The following is a 14,191-nucleotide window of genomic DNA, read 5'->3' on the forward strand; positions in this document are numbered from 1 at the left end:
GGCCGTTACGGGATCGCCCGGGTGGGGAGGTGCTCGGCGGACAGATGGACGGGCGACGGGCTTGACGACCCTTGTTTGTGAGTGCACACTTACAAACATGCGATCCACCGCCGAGGCCCGCCGGGTCACCGTCCTGAACACCGCAGTGTCGGTGTTCGCGCGCGCCGGCTTCCACGCCACACCGGTCACCGCCGTGGCCGCCGCCGCCGGCATCTCCGAGGCGTACGTCTTCCGGCTCTTCTCCGGAAAGCTCGGCTTGTTCGTGGCGGCGGCCGGGGCGTGTTTCGACCGGATCGCCGACGCGATCGAGGCGGGTGCGGAGCGTGCCGAGGGTGACAGCCCGGAGGAGATCCTCGACGCCATGGGCGGTGCCTATGCGGAGTTGATTGCCGATCGCGACCTGCTGCTCTTCCAGGTGCAGGCGCAGGCCGTCACGGACATCCCGGAGGTCGCCGAGGCGGTGCGGGCCGGCTACCGAAGGGTCGCGACCTTCGTGCAGAGTCGGGCCGGCGCGAGCGACGCGCAGGTGCAGCAGTTCTTCGCGTACGGCCAGCTCTGCCACCTGATCGTGACCGCCGGCCTGGAGCAGGTCCCGGAGCCCTGGGCCCGTGCCCTGACCGCAGGCATTCGCCACCCCTGACCGACCCCGATTGTCGGGCCGCTTCGGCGGCCCACTTTTTCAGCCCGCCAAGTGTGTGAGTGCACACTTACAAACAAGGGAGAACCCCGATGAGCACCGACACGACGATCACCGAAGTGGTACTGCCCGGCGTGGTGGAGCCCGACGGCCTCCTGCTGCACCGACGCGCGATGCCCGTCCCCGCCCCGGGGCAGGCGCTCGTCCAGGTCGAGGCCACCGGCATCTCGTTCGCCGAGCAGCAGATGCGCCACGCGCTCTACCCCGGGCAGCCGAAGTTTCCGTTCGTGCCCGGCTACGACCTCGTCGGCACCGTCCGGGCGGTCGGTCCCGGCGGCGACGATGCGCTGGTCGGCACCCGGGTGGCGGCGGTCACCAAGACCGGTGCCTGGGCCACGCACGCGCTTGTCGACATCGACGCCCTGGCCCCCGTACCCGAAGGCCTGGACCCCGCCGCTGCCGAGACCGTCGTCGTCAACGGGGTGACCGCCTGGCAGATGCTGCGGGACGCCGACCTGACGGCCGGGCAGACCATCCTCGTGCACGGCGCGAACGGCGGCGTCGGGAGCGTGCTCGTCCAACTCGGCCGACACCTCGGCCTGCGGGTCATCGGCACCGCCGCCGCACGGCACCACGCCGGGCTGCGCGAACTCGGCGTCGAACCGCTTGACTACCGGGACCCGGACATGGCGGCGCGGGTCCGCGAGCTGTCGCCGGGTGGCGTCGACGCCGTCTTCGACCCGGTCGCCGGCCCGGGCGTACGCACCTCGTACGCCCTGCTCGCCCCCGGCGGCAAGCTGGTCGTCTACGGCAATGCCGCCGCCGTCGGCACCGGGCAGTCGGTCGTCTGGGTCTTCGTGAAGCTGCTGACCCGCCTCTACACCTGGAACGCGCTCCCCAACGGCCACCGGGCCGGTTTCTACAACTTCTGGGCCGGTCAGCTCACCCGGCGGGCCGCGTTCCGCCGTCGCCTGCGCACCGACCTCGGCATCGTGCTCGACCTGCTGCGGCAGGGAGTGATCGTGCCGCAGATCGCCGCCCGTTACCCGCTCAGCGAGGTCTCCGCGGCACTGGTGTTCGCCGAGAACCGCAGCCGGGCTGGCAAGGTGGTGCTGGAGCCCTGATCATCGACTAGGTCGAGGGCATTGGTGGTTCGGGCGCCCGCCCATGGGCCCGGATGCTGTCGGTGACGGCGACCCCGGCGAGTACCAGGGTTGCGGCGAAGCCGGCCACCAGGGCGGGGGTGAGACTCAGGACGGGTCCCGCGACCGCCAACGCGAGCAGCGCGAGCAGTCGAGACGGCGACACGCGGCTGAACACCTCGTACTCGAACCTGGCGCGTCCAAGCAGGAACAACGCCGGCCCGCCGAGAAGGACGCCGATCAACCACGGCGACGCCTCCTCGGCGGGGTGGGCGATGACGGCTTCGAAGCCCGCGGAGGCGGCCACGATGCCGGCCACCATGAGTAGGTGGGTGTTGGGCGCGGACCGCACGAACCTGCCCGGGTCCCGGGAGGTCTCGATGGCGGCTTTCAGCAGAGCCCCGGCGCGGTGGACGTAGATCTGCCACAGCAGTACGGCAGCGGCGAACCCGACCAGGAGTGCCGCCGTCCGGTCGATGGTCAGGTCGTGGGCGGCGTAGGTCAGAGTGATGACGAGGATGAGATCGCCGAGGGCGAGCGTGAAGATCTGCTGGTAGCGCTCGGCCAGGTGGTCGGCCGCCACCGCGTAGTCAGGTGTGGGTAGACGGCCGATTAGCGGCGTCGGGTGACGGAGCCAGGCGGCTCCGTAGTCGATGGCGAGCGCGGCGGTCCACAGCAGGCCCCGCGCCGAACCACCCACCAGAGCGCCAGCTAGCCACGGCACGGCGGACACGGCGAACCAGAACATGAGCCGACCTGAGCGTTGCTGCTCCATGTGGCCGCCCAGCGCGGCGACGAGGAAGGTGCCACGTCCCACCTGAATCGCCACGTACGCGCCCGCGAAGACGAGGCCGTGCTCGGCGAAGGCTCCGGGCAGCGAACCCGCCATCAGGATCGTCCCGAACATGACCCAGACCGTGATGGCGAAGATCAGGCGCCGGCCGGGGCGGTGGAGTTCGGTTGCCAGCGCGTTGGCTGCCCAGACCCACCAGATGGCCATCAGCAGCACCGCGGCCTCGAAGGCCCCGACCCAGTCGAGGCGCTGCGCCAGGGTTTGTGACGTCAGAGCGAGTGCGGCGACGAACACCAGATCGAGGAACAGTTCCAACAGGGTCGCCCTCTGGGGCCCCTCATCCTCGCGGGTCAGGCCCACCGCTTGGTCGGTCGTCATCAGGTGCCCGCCTACGCGACTCTGGGCCCTCAATGCTAGTGAGATGTTGACTGCAAATCGGACAAAGCGGCGGAGTTGGCTTCGTCGGGTGGGTCGGTCGGCGCCGCTGTAGGGCACATTCCGAAAGGCCCGGCTTCCGGTGCGTGTGCAGCCCGATGCCCCGAGGGCGTACGGTGGACACGTCGCCCGGGACCCCGGTGGCCGTCAGATGCCGTCGCCACCAGCCCCATCAGGGGCGTTATCGATCGTCATCCCCATCGCCGCCACCTGCTGGTCGTGCTGTTTGATCGCCGACCACGTTTCGGCTGTCGGATTCGCCGTTCAACCCGGCTGGGACGGCTGAAGGTCCGGATGCGACCTGCGCGTTCACGCCACTGTCCGTGCGAATGATCGTTTTGAACACCTTAACCAGGGGAGTACCAGATGAGGATCGCCAGGGACCGGATCGTTACCGCACTACGCGACCGGGGCCAGCAGGCCCGGGCCGACTGGGTCGAGCGCGAGCTGCCGGAGCGCGTGGACCCGGCCAAGCACTCAGGGCTGCTCGCCACCCTGAATCTCAACCCAGCTGATCTCGTCGACGCGTCGTCCCCTTGAGGGTTGCGCTGCTCGGACCGGTCGCCTGGCGTACGCCCCCGCACCACTACGGCCCGTGGGAACAGGTGACCGGCTTGCTCGCCGAGGGGCTGGTCAGCCGCGGGATCGACGTGACGCTCTTCGCGACACTGGACTCCGTCACGTCCGCCCAGCTCGAGGGAGTCTGCCCACGGGGGTACGCGGACGACCCGGACCTGGACGGTCGGGTGTGGGAGGCGATGCACGTCTCCCACGCGATGGCCCGCTCGGCGGAGTTCGACCTGGTGCACAGTCACCTGGACTGGCTGCCCCTGGCGTTCGCGGAACACTGCCGCGCGCCGCTGCTGACCACAGTGCACGGTTTCTCCGGCGCGGGGATCCTGCCCGCCTATGGCCGAGCCCGCTCGTCGTACGTGTCGATCTCCGACGCCGACCGGGCGCCGGAGCTCGACTACGTGGCCACGGTCTACCACGGCGTCGATGTCGCCGGACTGCCGTTCACCAACGAGGCCGGTCCTGGGCTGGCCGCCTTCGGCCGGATTCACCCGGACAAGGGCACCCAAACCGCGATCGAGATCGCCCGCCGCGCCGGCCGGCCCCTGACCATCTGCGGGATCGTGCAGGACGAGCGGTACTTCGCCGAACAGGTTGCCCCGCACATCGACGGCGATCAGGTCGTCTTCCTCGGGTCGGTGGGTCCGCGGCGGCGAGCCGAGGTATTGGGTGACAGCACCGCACTGCTGCACCCGATCGCCTTCGACGAGCCGTTCGGGCTGTCGGTAGTGGAATCGATGGTCTGTGGCACCCCGGTCGTCGCCTACAAGCGAGGGTCCATGGCCGAGGTCGTCGACGAAGGGGTTACGGGCCTCCTCGTCTCCACCGTCGACCAGGCCGTCGAAGCGATCACCCGGGCCGCCGGCCTCGATCGGGTGGAGTGTCGGGCGCGGGCTCTGAAGCGCTTCAGCGCGGACCGGATGGTCACCGACTATCTCGCCGTCTACGACAAGCTCGCCCGCAACTGACTGAACTTCACCGCTCTCCGTTCCGCCGGTCACACACGCTGACCGGGCGTGCGCCGTTCCCGCGTGAGGCTCACCCGTACTCCTGCGGTGGCCGACAATCGGAAGGCCCGACGTTCATGCCCAGCTACGGATTCCTCAGCACCCACCCACCGACCCGGTGCGGACTGGCCACCTTCAACGCGGCCCTCGCCGCCCAGTTGACCGCCGACGGCACCCGCAGCGGCATTGTCCGGGTCACCGATCACGGCGACGACCAGCGGCCCGGACCCGGGGTGGTGCACACCTGGTCGGCGCGCAACCCGGCCGGATGGCGGGAGGCGGCGGCCGCTCTGAACGCGTACGACGTGGCGATCGTTCAGCACGAGTACGGCATCTACCCCGGCACCGACGGCGAGGAGGTCCTGCCGTTGCTGCGGCGGCTCGGCGTGCCGAGCATCGTGGTGTTGCACACGGTGCTCAGCCAGCCGTCGGTCCGGCAGAAGTCCCTGTTGGAGCAGATCGTGGCGATCGCCGGGGCGGTTGTCACGATGACCGACACAGCCCGTGACCGGCTGCTCGTCGGGTACGCCGTGCCAGCGGGCAAGGTGACGGTGATCCCGCACGGCGCGGCCGAGCTTGCCGGTGTACCCGCCGACAGGCGTACTCGCCCGCACCTGCTGACCTGGGGGCTGCTCGGGCCGGGCAAGGGCATCGAGTGGTCGTTGCGGGCCCTCGCGCGGTTGCAGGATCTGGAACCGACTCCGACCTACACGGTGGCGGGGCGGACCCACCCGAAGGTGATCGAGCACCACGGTGAGGCGTACCGGGCGGGGCTGCACCAGCTCGGTGCCCAGCTGGGCGTCGCGCACGCCGTCGACTACCAGGACGTCTACCACGACCAGGAGGCGTTGGGCCGGTTGATCCGCTCCGCCGACGTGGTCGTCCTGCCCTACGACTCCCGCGAACAGGTCACCTCGGGGGTACTCATCGAAGCGGTGGCCGCCGGAGTGCCCGTCGTGGCGACGGCGTTCCCGCACGCCGTCGAGCTGCTGACCGGTGGGCCCGGTCTGGTCGTACCCCACCAGAATCCGGCGGCACTGGCCAAGGCGATCCGGCGGGTCCTGATCGAACCGGGCCTGGCCGCCCGGTTGGCCGGACGGGTCCGCCCGCTGGCCGCGCACCTGCGTTGGCCTGCGGTGGCGGCCCGCTACGACACCCTGGCCGGAGAGCTTCTCGACGCCCGCTCACCCGCCGTCAGCGCCGTGCCGGCGTGACGGCGACCACCGGACGCCCTCGGACGTCGACGCGTGGGCGATGGGTGACGGCGCCCGCGCCGAGCTTCGCGCACCTGGCTCGGCTCAGCGATGACACAGGTCTGTTCGAGCACGCACGGCACGCCATCGTCCGGCGTGAGCATGGTTACTGCACCGACGACGTGGCCCGTGGCCTGCTGGTCGTCAGCCGCGAGCCGGAGCCGAGCGAGGAGCTGCTCCGGCTGGCGGAGCGATACCTGGCGTTCCTGACCCACGCGCAGGACGCCGGCGGCGCGTTCCACAACCGGCTCGGGCACGACCGACGCTGGGTCGACGGGCCAGGCCTCGGCGACTGGTGGGGTCGAGCTCTGTGGGGCCTGGGCACTGCCGTCGCGCGCAGCCCCGCCCCATGGGTACGCGAGGAGGCGCTGGTCGCCTTCAGCCGGGGCGCCAGCCGCCGGGCCAAGGCCCCGCACACGATGGCCTTCGCCGGTCTGGGCGCGGCTGAGGTGCTTCGCCGTCACCCGGGCCACGTCGCCGCCGCGTCCCTGCTGGCTGACGCGGCCAGCACGATCGGCCCGCCGGCCTCCGATGCGGGGTGGCCGTGGCCACGGCAGGAGCTGACGTACGCCAATGCCGCCCTCGCCGAAGTGGTCATCGCCGCGAGTCAGCTTCGCGAGGGCGGCCCACCTCTCGACGATGGCCTGCGCATGTTGACCTGGCTGCGCGGTGTTCAACTCCGCGATGGGCGGCTGTCGGTCGTACCCGCCGCGGGTTGGCGGCGCGGCGCCGTACGGCTGCACCACGACCAGCAGCCGATCGAGGTCGCCGCCCTCGCCGATGCCTGCGCCACGGCGGCCACTGTCACCGGCGACCCGGAGTGGGACAACGGGGTGCGGCAGGCGGTCGGGTGGTTCCTCGGTGACAACGACCTCGGCACGCCGATGTGGGACCCGGCGACCGGCGGTGGCTACGACGGGCTGACCGCGCACGGGCCCAACCTCAACCAGGGCGCCGAGTCCACCCTCGCGCTCATCTCCACGCTTCAGCACGCCCGGCGGTGGTCGTGACAGGGAGTCTGGCCGTCCGGCAGGACGTCACTCTCACCCCGGATCCACGCCGCGTCATCGTCAAGCTCTTCGTGCCGGGTGAGGACGCCGCCGTAGTACGGACCCGCGCGCAGGCGCTGATCGACCGGGTCGCGCACCTCGACGACGAGGAGACCGCACGGCTGCTGCGGGAAACCCTCGACCGGTTCGGCGCCCGGCACCGCGACCTGGCCGGCACCTTCCACCACCACTACGAGCTGGTCCGGCACCGCGCCGCGCGGGCCCGGGATCTCTCACCGAACAGCCGGCTGCTGGTCGGCGCCTACTTCAGCCACGAGTACGCCGTCGAGGCCGCCGCCCTGTGCAACCCGTCGATGGTGGCCCACCCGGACCAGAGTGGTCTCGGCTCGGGGCAGCTGCGTGTCGCCATCAGCCTGCGCCAGGTCGGTGAGGGCCACGTGTCCTCGATCGGTTTCGCCACCGCGATCGTCGGCCCAGGGGAACAGCTCACGGTCGCCGACCGGGCCGGGCCGTTGGCCGTCGGGCAGCGGATGGGCGTACGGCACCGTCGGGACCTGCTCGCTGCCGGACTGGCCGAGGAGGGCTGCGACAACGAGGTCGCGGCCACGGTGCTGGACGCGCTGCCCGAGTGGTACGAGGAGGCCGCCTTCGAGCGGGTGCTCGGCAACCTGCCACCCGATCTGCTCTCCCGCAGCACCGGGTTGGGGACCGTCGAACAACTGCGTCGAACCAACGCCGGTAGCTACGCCACGGGCTTCCCGGAGGACACGGTCCTGCACCAGCGGGTGCTGTGGCCAGCGACCCCGGCGGAGAGCAACGGCATGGAGGATGCCCGGTTCGTCCGCTTCGTCGACGAATCCGGACCGGTGTACCGGGCCACCTACACCGCCTACGACGGTCGGAACATCGCCACCCGCGCGCTGGCCAGCGACGACCTGCGCCGGTTCGAGATGACCCCGATGCGCGGACCGGGCGCCCGCAACAAGGGGCTCGCGCTGTTCCCGCGCACCGTCGGCGGACGGCACCTGGCACTCTGCCGTGCCGACGGCGAGACCATCGGCCTGACCGCCCTGGACGGCGAGAGCCGCTGGCAAGCCCCGACCCCGTTGCACGCACCGGGCGAGAGCTGGGAATTGATCCAGGTCGGAAACTGTGGATCACCGATCGAGACCGACGCCGGCTGGCTCGTGCTCACCCACGGTGTCGGGCCGATGCGTCGCTACGCGATCGGTGCGCTCCTGCTCGACCTGCGCAGACCGGAGCGGGTCGTCGCCCACCTCCCTGGTGCGCTCCTCGCACCCGACGAGGACGACCGGGACGGGTACGTGCCGAACGTCGTCTACTCCTGCGGTGGGCTCGTGCACGACGGTGAGCTGTGGGTGCCGTACGGGGCGAGTGACGCGCGAGTGGGATTCGCCACCGTGCCGCTGTCCGCGCTCCTCAGCGCGATGGTCGGGGCGGGCGGAGAATGCGCTGGGGCGGGGTAGCCTCACCGCTGGACAGGGGGAGGTGGAGCGTGGCCGACATCGGCGAGGTGGTGCGGTGGTTGCAGCTCAACGCGCCCCGGGGCGGCCCGGACGAGGTCTCGCAACTGGTCGCCCGTGCGGCGCCCGCCATCGACGCCAGCGAAATCGTGATCTATCTGGCCGACTACACGCAGACCCTCCTCGTGCCGCTGCTCGGCGCGGGACTCGACCGGGACCAGTTGCCGATCGAGACGACGCTCGCCGGCCGGGCCTTCACCACCCTCGACATCCAGCGCGCGCCCGACAACCCGGACCGGGTCTGGGTGCCACTGCTGCTCGGGTGTGAGCGGATGGGCGTACTGGAGATCGTCTCCCCGGCCGCCGCCGACGAGACGATGGACGGTCCGGCGTGGGAGGTGGCGGTCAACGTCGCCCAGATCCTGGTCAACCGCCGGCTCTACGGTGACGTGGTCGAGCGGATGCGGCGGCGGATGCCGATGCAGGTCGCGGCCGAGATCGTGTGGGGGCTGCTCCCACCGCTGACCTTCGCCACCGACGACCTGGTGGTCACCGCCATCCTCGAACCGTGCTACGACGTCGGCGGCGACATCTTCGACTACGCGTTGAACGACGACGTGCTCAGCGTCGGGCTCTTCGACACCTGTGGGCACGGCATCAAAGCGAGCACCCTGGCCTCACTGGTGGTCAGCGCGTACCGCAACGCCCGTCGCTGTGGCCTCGACCTGGTCGACACGGCGATCAGCATCGACCGGTGGGTGCGGTCCGAGCACCCGAACTTCTTCGCGACCGGGTTGCTCATCGAGTTGGACCGCCAGACCGGCCGGCTCAGCATGATCAACGCGGGTCACCCCGGTGCGATGTTGCTGCGTGACGGCAAGGCCATCCGAGAGCTCCCGGGGCCGACCGCGTTGCCCCTCGGCTTGGGTCACCTGACTCCCCGCCGACCGCGGGTACACGTCGAGGACCTGCACCCGGGCGACCGCATCCTCGCCTACACCGACGGCATCACCGACGCCCGTAGCGCGGAGGGGGAGCAGTTCGGGCTGGACCGGCTCGTCGACTTCGTCAACCGCGCTCTCAACGACGGTTTGCCCAGCCCGGAGACGATGCGTCGCCTGGTCCGCGCGGTCGTCGGCTACCAGGACGACCAGCTCGAGGACGACGCGACAGCCCTGTTCGTGGAGTGGCGGCCGCCGCACCTGCCGCTCGCGCACCTGCGCGACCTCGCGAAGCTCCGACCCTGACCGAGCGCAGCCGCGCTCCCGACCCTGACCGCGCGCAGTGGGATTTTGCACTCGCAGTGCACTTGTCTCCGATTGCGAGGCTGTCTAGCGTCACCTCATGGCTGACTCATGGACCTTCGCCGTGGCGCGTGACGACCTCGGGCAGACCACGCTCGTCGATGGCTCCACGCCCGCCCTGGCCGACGGCGAGGCACTGCTGCGCGTGGATCGCGTCGGCCTCACCGCCAACAACGTGACCTACGCGGTGCTTGGCGACTCGATGCGCTACTGGCAGTTCTTTCCGCCGGCGGCCCAGGGACTCGGGTCGCAGTGGGGCCTGCCGCCGCTCTGGGGCTTCGCCGAGGTGGTCGCCTCGGCGGCGGCGGGGGTCGAGGTGGGGCAACGGATCTACGGCTACCTCCCGCCCGCCGGTCACCTCGTGGTGCGACCGGACCGGGTGGACGCGTCCGGGTTCCGCGAGGCGAGCCCGCACCGGGCCGAGTTGCCGTCGCCGTACAACGCCTACCGGTCGACCACCGGCGACCCGGCGTACCAACGCGACCAGGAGGATCTCCTGATCCTGTTCCGGCCGCTGTTCTTCACCTCGTTCATGCTGGCCGACCAGGTCGTCGACAACGACTTCTACGGTGCCGAGGCGCTGCTGGTGTCGTCGGCGTCGAGCAAGACCGCGTACGCCGCCGCGTTCGAGCTGCACCGGCGCGGGCCGCGCCTGGTCGGTCTCACCTCACCCGGCAACCTGGCGTTCACCCGGTCGCTCGGCTGCTACGACGAGGTCGTGTCGTACGACGACATCGACGCCCTCGACGTGGTCCCGACGGTCTACCTCGACCTGTCCGGCGCGCCCTCGACCCGCGCCGCACTGCGCCGGCGCCTCGGCGACCGGCTGGTCCGGGACGTCGCTGTCGGGCTCACCAACCAGACGCCGAACGCCGACGCCGCCGAGGAGGTGTTCTTCGCTCCGGTGCAGATGCGCAAGCGCAGCCACGACTGGGGCCGCGACGGGCTCGACCAGCGGTTCACCGAGGCCTGGCAACGCTTCGCCGCAGTGGTGAGCGGGTGGCTGGACGTTCGGGTGGGTGCCGGGCCGGAGGCGCTGCAACACGCGTGGCTCGACGTTCTCGCCGGTCGGACGCCGCCACGGGTGGGCCACGTCATCCAACTCTGATCAGGCTCAGGCTGCGATGTCGGGATTGAGCTGGTGACGCAGCGCGGCCAGCGAGCGGGTGATCAGCCGGGACACGTGCATCTGTGAGACGCCGATCCGGTCGGCGATCTGCGCCTGGGTCAGGTTGCCGTGGAAGCGCAGGCTCAGGATCTCGCGCTCGCGTTCCGGCAGCGTGGCGAGGGCCGGGCCGAGGGCGACCCGGATCTCGACGAGATCGAACTCGTGGTCGTCGCCGCCGAGGGTGTCCCCGAGCTCGCGGCTGCCGTCAGCCCCGGTCGGGGTGGACAGCGACGTGGCCCGGTAGGCGCGCGCACCCTCCAGCCCCTCCAGGACGGTCTCCTCGGTCACGTCGAGGTAGGACGCGATGTCGGCGACGGTCGGCGAGCGGCCGAGGTTCTGAGTCAAGGCGCTGTTCGCCGCGCTGATCGACAGGCGCAGCTCCTGGAGGCGGCGCGGCACGCGCACCGCCCAGGTGCGGTCCCGGAAGTAGCGCTTGATCTCACCGATGATTGTGGGAATGGCGTACCCGCTGAAGTCGACACCTCGGTCGTGGTCGAAGTTGTCCACGGCCTTGATGAGCCCGACGAAGGCGGTCTGGGCCAGGTCGTCGTCGGGTGCGCCACGTCCGCCGTAGCGACGCGCCAGGTGCCGGGCGAGCGGCAGCCACGCCTCGATGGCGCGGTCCCGCACTGCCGGACGGCGGGGATCGTCCGCCGGGGTCGCCGCCAGGGCGGCGAGAAGGTCGTCCGGGCTCTGCTCGCTGCTCCGCGGATCGATGCCGGCGCTGGTGGTGTTGTCGACGATGGTGGCCATCTGGGTGGTCCTTCCCGCAGGCCCGTCGATCGAGTCGACCGGAAGGGTCTCCGAACCGGCTACCGCCGGGGCGCACGTACGGGCGAAGGTGCGCTGTCGCAAGGCCACGAGCACGGGCCTCGCCACCGCGTCATGTCGTTCACTTGATGACCCGGACACTACCCGAAAGGCCGACTATTTTCTAGCCGAAAGTATGAGTCAAGGCGTTTAGGGAGCGAGCGGGCGGGGATCAGCCGCGCTGATCCGAGGCGTCGACAGCTGTCGCGGCCGGCTGGGCCGGCTTCACCGCGAACGGGTGGCGCAGGCGCCGCATGGCCTCCTCGCTGCTGTCGAAGCTCACCGCCGGTCCGTCCAGCACGTCACCGTGCGACGTGGCGAGGAACAGGGCGGGCCGACCGTTGTCGTTCGATGTCATGCAGGGATCCTGTCTCTACGAAAGGGGTGCGTCTGGGGCCTCGGCAACGTCGGCCGTGCGACCTGGTGACGCTTCGGCGCACACGCTGGCGCCCGAATGCTGGTGTCCTGTGCACGGGCGAGCGCCCGGCGACACCGACACCCCGCACCATACCCGGCGCCGCCACCACATATGCGCCGCCGACGGACCCGTCTCGCTTGTGGCCAACCGGCCGCCCGGGAATTCTGTAATCCCACCCGCTGCCGCGAGTCTCCGATCTTGAGGGCGGTCAGCACACCCAGCGTGGGCGCCGCGCGGATGAGCACCCGAGGAGTGAGACCCATGTCGTCAGCCGGTCGAGCACTGCCCGATGTCGGGTTGGTCGTCGCGGCCCGGCAGGGCGACCAGCGCGCTCTCGACGACGTCGTCGCGGCCTCGCTCCCGCTGGTCTACAACATCGTCGGGCGTGCGCTGCGCGGGCACGCCGACGTCGACGACGTGGTCCAGGAGACGTTGGTACGGGTGATCCGGTACCTGCCCTCGCTCAACGACCCGGCGGCGTACCGGTCCTGGCTGGTGGCGATCACCATCCGCCAGGTGCGTGACTGGGAGACGCGCCGCCGTGTCGCGCTCAACCGCGATGCCGGGCTGGACGCGATCCACAACGTGCCCGACCCCGCCTCCGACTTCGCGGGAATGACAATCCTCCGGCTCGGCCTCACCGACCAACGACGCGAGGTCGCCGAGGCGACCCGCTGGCTCGACCCGGACGACCAGGAACTGCTCTCGCTGTGGTGGCTGGAGGAGACTGGCGAGATCACCCGGAACGAGGTCGCCGATGCGCTCGGGTTGTCACCCGGGCACGTCGCGGTGCGGATCCACCGGATGAAGGAGCAGATCCAGAGCGCCCGTGGTGTCGTACGCGCGCTCCGCGCCCGCCCCGGCTGCCCGGACCTGGGCGCCGTGAGCGCCGAGTGGGACGGCGCGCCCAGCTCGCTGTGGCGCAAGCGACTGGCTCGACACGTCCGCGACTGCGCGTTCTGTGGACGGCTGGGCACCACACTCCTGCCGATCGACCGGCTGCTCGCCGGTATGCCGTTGCTGCCGCTGCCGGCGGGTCTCGGCGCTCACCTGCCGAGCGCTGCCGCCCCGGCCGCCGCCGCGCAGGCCGTCGCGCCGCCTGGCCCGACGGCCGGACCCGCCGCCGGGCCGACCCCACAGGGGGCGGTGCACACCCCCGATGCGGGCGGCGGCCCGAGCGTCGTCGACCTCGCTGTGAACCGGCCCCGTGGCCTCGTACCGTCCCTCGCCGCTGGTGTGGCCGCCGCCGTCCTGGCCATCACCATGGCGGTGGTGATCCTGCCGGACGAGCCGTCCGCACCCTCGTGGGCGGCGCCGCCGTCTGCCGCGCCCACCGCCGTCGCCGCCCCGAGCGTTGCGCCCTCGCCGAGCGCGCGGCCCTCGTCGAAAGCTCCGGTGGCGCCGGCGGTCAGCTCCGCCCGCAAGGGCGTAGGGGTGTGGAACTTCGCCGGGGCGAGCCAGGCGTTGGCGAACTCCAAGGCCAGCTGGTACTACACCTGGGGCACCCAGCACCCGGGGATCAGCACGCCGCGCGGTGCGACGTTCGTGCCGATGATCCGCAGCGCGGAGAACGTCACCGCCGCCGAGCTGGCTCGGGCCAAGGCCGCCGGGCCGTACCTGCTCACCTTCAACGAGCCGGACATGCCCGAGCAGGCGAACATGACCGTCGAGCAGGCGTTGGACCTGTGGCCGCAGCTGATGGCGACGGGCAGCAAACTGGGCAGCCCGGCGGTCGCCTGGGGCGGGCCGGACCCGCAGGGTTGGCTGGACAGGTTCATGACCGGCGCGCAGGCCCGCGGCCACCGGGTGGACTTCATCACGCTGCACTGGTTCGGCGCCGACTTCACGACCGCCACCGCCGTGGCCCAACTCCGGCAGTACCTCCAGGCCGTCTACCAGCGATACCGGAAGCCGATCTGGCTGACCGAGTTCGCGCTGATCCGCTTCGCCGGGGGCGGTTCGCAATTTCCCAGTCAGCAGCAGCAGGCGGCCTTCCTCACGGCGGCCACCGCCATGCTCGGCCAACTGCCCTACCTCCAGCGCTACGCCTGGTTCGGGCTACCCGCCACGGACAAGGACCGGTCCGGTTTGTTCAGCGACGGGACCGAGGCGACAGTGGTCGGCCGCGCGTTCCAAGCCGCCCGCTGAGCACTGGCG

At 71.0% G+C, this 14,191-nt stretch carries 13 protein-coding genes; 10 read left to right on the forward strand and 3 right to left on the reverse strand.

Features of this window, described 5'->3' with window-relative positions; all coding sequences use genetic code 11:
• Positions 1-97: 97 nt before the first annotated feature.
• Entirely contained in the window at positions 98-640 is a 543-nt protein-coding gene (locus tag ACLJOK_RS18875; RefSeq protein WP_387172617.1) for a TetR/AcrR family transcriptional regulator, read from the forward strand.
• Between the two features lie 89 nt (positions 641-729).
• Positions 730-1,761 (forward strand): medium chain dehydrogenase/reductase family protein, encoded by a 1,032-nt coding sequence (locus ACLJOK_RS18880; RefSeq protein WP_410820085.1) that lies wholly within the window; start codon positions 730-732, stop codon positions 1,759-1,761.
• A gap of 7 nt (positions 1,762-1,768) precedes the next feature.
• Here the strand turns inward: ACLJOK_RS18880 and ACLJOK_RS18885 are convergent, their stop codons facing one another.
• Positions 1,769-2,950 carry a low temperature requirement protein A gene (locus ACLJOK_RS18885; RefSeq protein WP_410820086.1) on the reverse strand — a complete coding sequence of 394 codons (1,182 nt, stop codon included), beginning with the start codon at positions 2,948-2,950 and terminating at the stop codon, positions 1,769-1,771.
• A gap of 423 nt (positions 2,951-3,373) precedes the next feature.
• Here ACLJOK_RS18885 and ACLJOK_RS18890 point away from each other — a divergent pair, with 423 nt between their 5' ends.
• The 7 genes from ACLJOK_RS18890 to ACLJOK_RS18920 all read left to right on the forward strand — a co-directional run bounded on the left by ACLJOK_RS18890 (position 3,374) and on the right by ACLJOK_RS18920 (position 10,746).
• Positions 3,374-3,547 (forward strand): hypothetical protein, encoded by a 174-nt coding sequence (locus ACLJOK_RS18890; protein WP_238661919.1) that lies wholly within the window; start codon positions 3,374-3,376, stop codon positions 3,545-3,547.
• Positions 3,544-4,548, forward strand: a complete 1,005-nt coding sequence (locus tag ACLJOK_RS18895) for a glycosyltransferase family 4 protein (RefSeq protein WP_410820087.1) — start codon at positions 3,544-3,546, stop codon at positions 4,546-4,548. The genes ACLJOK_RS18890 and ACLJOK_RS18895 overlap by 4 nt, the downstream gene beginning before the upstream one ends.
• 116 nt (positions 4,549-4,664) lie before the next feature.
• Positions 4,665-5,801 (forward strand): glycosyltransferase, encoded by a 1,137-nt coding sequence (locus tag ACLJOK_RS18900; RefSeq protein WP_410820088.1) that lies wholly within the window; start codon positions 4,665-4,667, stop codon positions 5,799-5,801.
• 44 nt (positions 5,802-5,845) lie between these two features.
• The gene (locus tag ACLJOK_RS18905) at positions 5,846-6,850 is read left to right on the forward strand and encodes a glycosyltransferase (protein WP_410820089.1); all 1,005 of its coding nucleotides are present in this window, start codon (positions 5,846-5,848) and stop codon (positions 6,848-6,850) included.
• Positions 6,847-8,337 (forward strand): glycoside hydrolase family 130 protein, encoded by a 1,491-nt coding sequence (locus ACLJOK_RS18910; RefSeq protein WP_410820090.1) that lies wholly within the window; start codon positions 6,847-6,849, stop codon positions 8,335-8,337. The genes ACLJOK_RS18905 and ACLJOK_RS18910 overlap by 4 nt, the downstream gene beginning before the upstream one ends.
• A gap of 29 nt (positions 8,338-8,366) precedes the next feature.
• Complete coding sequence (locus ACLJOK_RS18915) at positions 8,367-9,581, forward strand: PP2C family protein-serine/threonine phosphatase (RefSeq protein ID WP_410820091.1); 1,215 nt, start codon at positions 8,367-8,369, stop codon at positions 9,579-9,581.
• Positions 9,582-9,678: 97 nt separating this feature from the next.
• The gene (locus ACLJOK_RS18920; RefSeq protein WP_410820092.1) at positions 9,679-10,746 is read left to right on the forward strand and encodes a DUF2855 family protein; all 1,068 of its coding nucleotides are present in this window, start codon (positions 9,679-9,681) and stop codon (positions 10,744-10,746) included.
• Between the two features lie 6 nt (positions 10,747-10,752).
• Here ACLJOK_RS18920 and ACLJOK_RS18925 read toward each other — a convergent pair whose 3' ends face one another.
• Both ACLJOK_RS18925 and ACLJOK_RS18930 read right to left on the reverse strand, forming a co-directional pair.
• Positions 10,753-11,559 carry a SigB/SigF/SigG family RNA polymerase sigma factor gene (locus tag ACLJOK_RS18925; protein ID WP_410820093.1) on the reverse strand — a complete coding sequence of 269 codons (807 nt, stop codon included), beginning with the start codon at positions 11,557-11,559 and terminating at the stop codon, positions 10,753-10,755.
• A gap of 229 nt (positions 11,560-11,788) precedes the next feature.
• Complete coding sequence (locus ACLJOK_RS18930) at positions 11,789-11,974, reverse strand: hypothetical protein (protein ID WP_410820094.1); 186 nt, start codon at positions 11,972-11,974, stop codon at positions 11,789-11,791.
• Positions 11,975-12,295: 321 nt separating this feature from the next.
• Between ACLJOK_RS18930 and ACLJOK_RS18935 the strand changes: the two genes are divergently transcribed.
• Positions 12,296-14,182, forward strand: coding sequence for a sigma-70 family RNA polymerase sigma factor (locus tag ACLJOK_RS18935; protein WP_410820095.1), 1,887 nt, complete (start codon positions 12,296-12,298; stop codon positions 14,180-14,182).
• Positions 14,183-14,191: the final 9 nt, after the last annotated feature.

This window comes from Micromonospora sp. 050-3 (assembly GCF_046549335.1).
GTDB classification, from domain to species: Bacteria; Actinomycetota; Actinomycetes; order Mycobacteriales; family Micromonosporaceae; genus Micromonospora; species Micromonospora trifolii.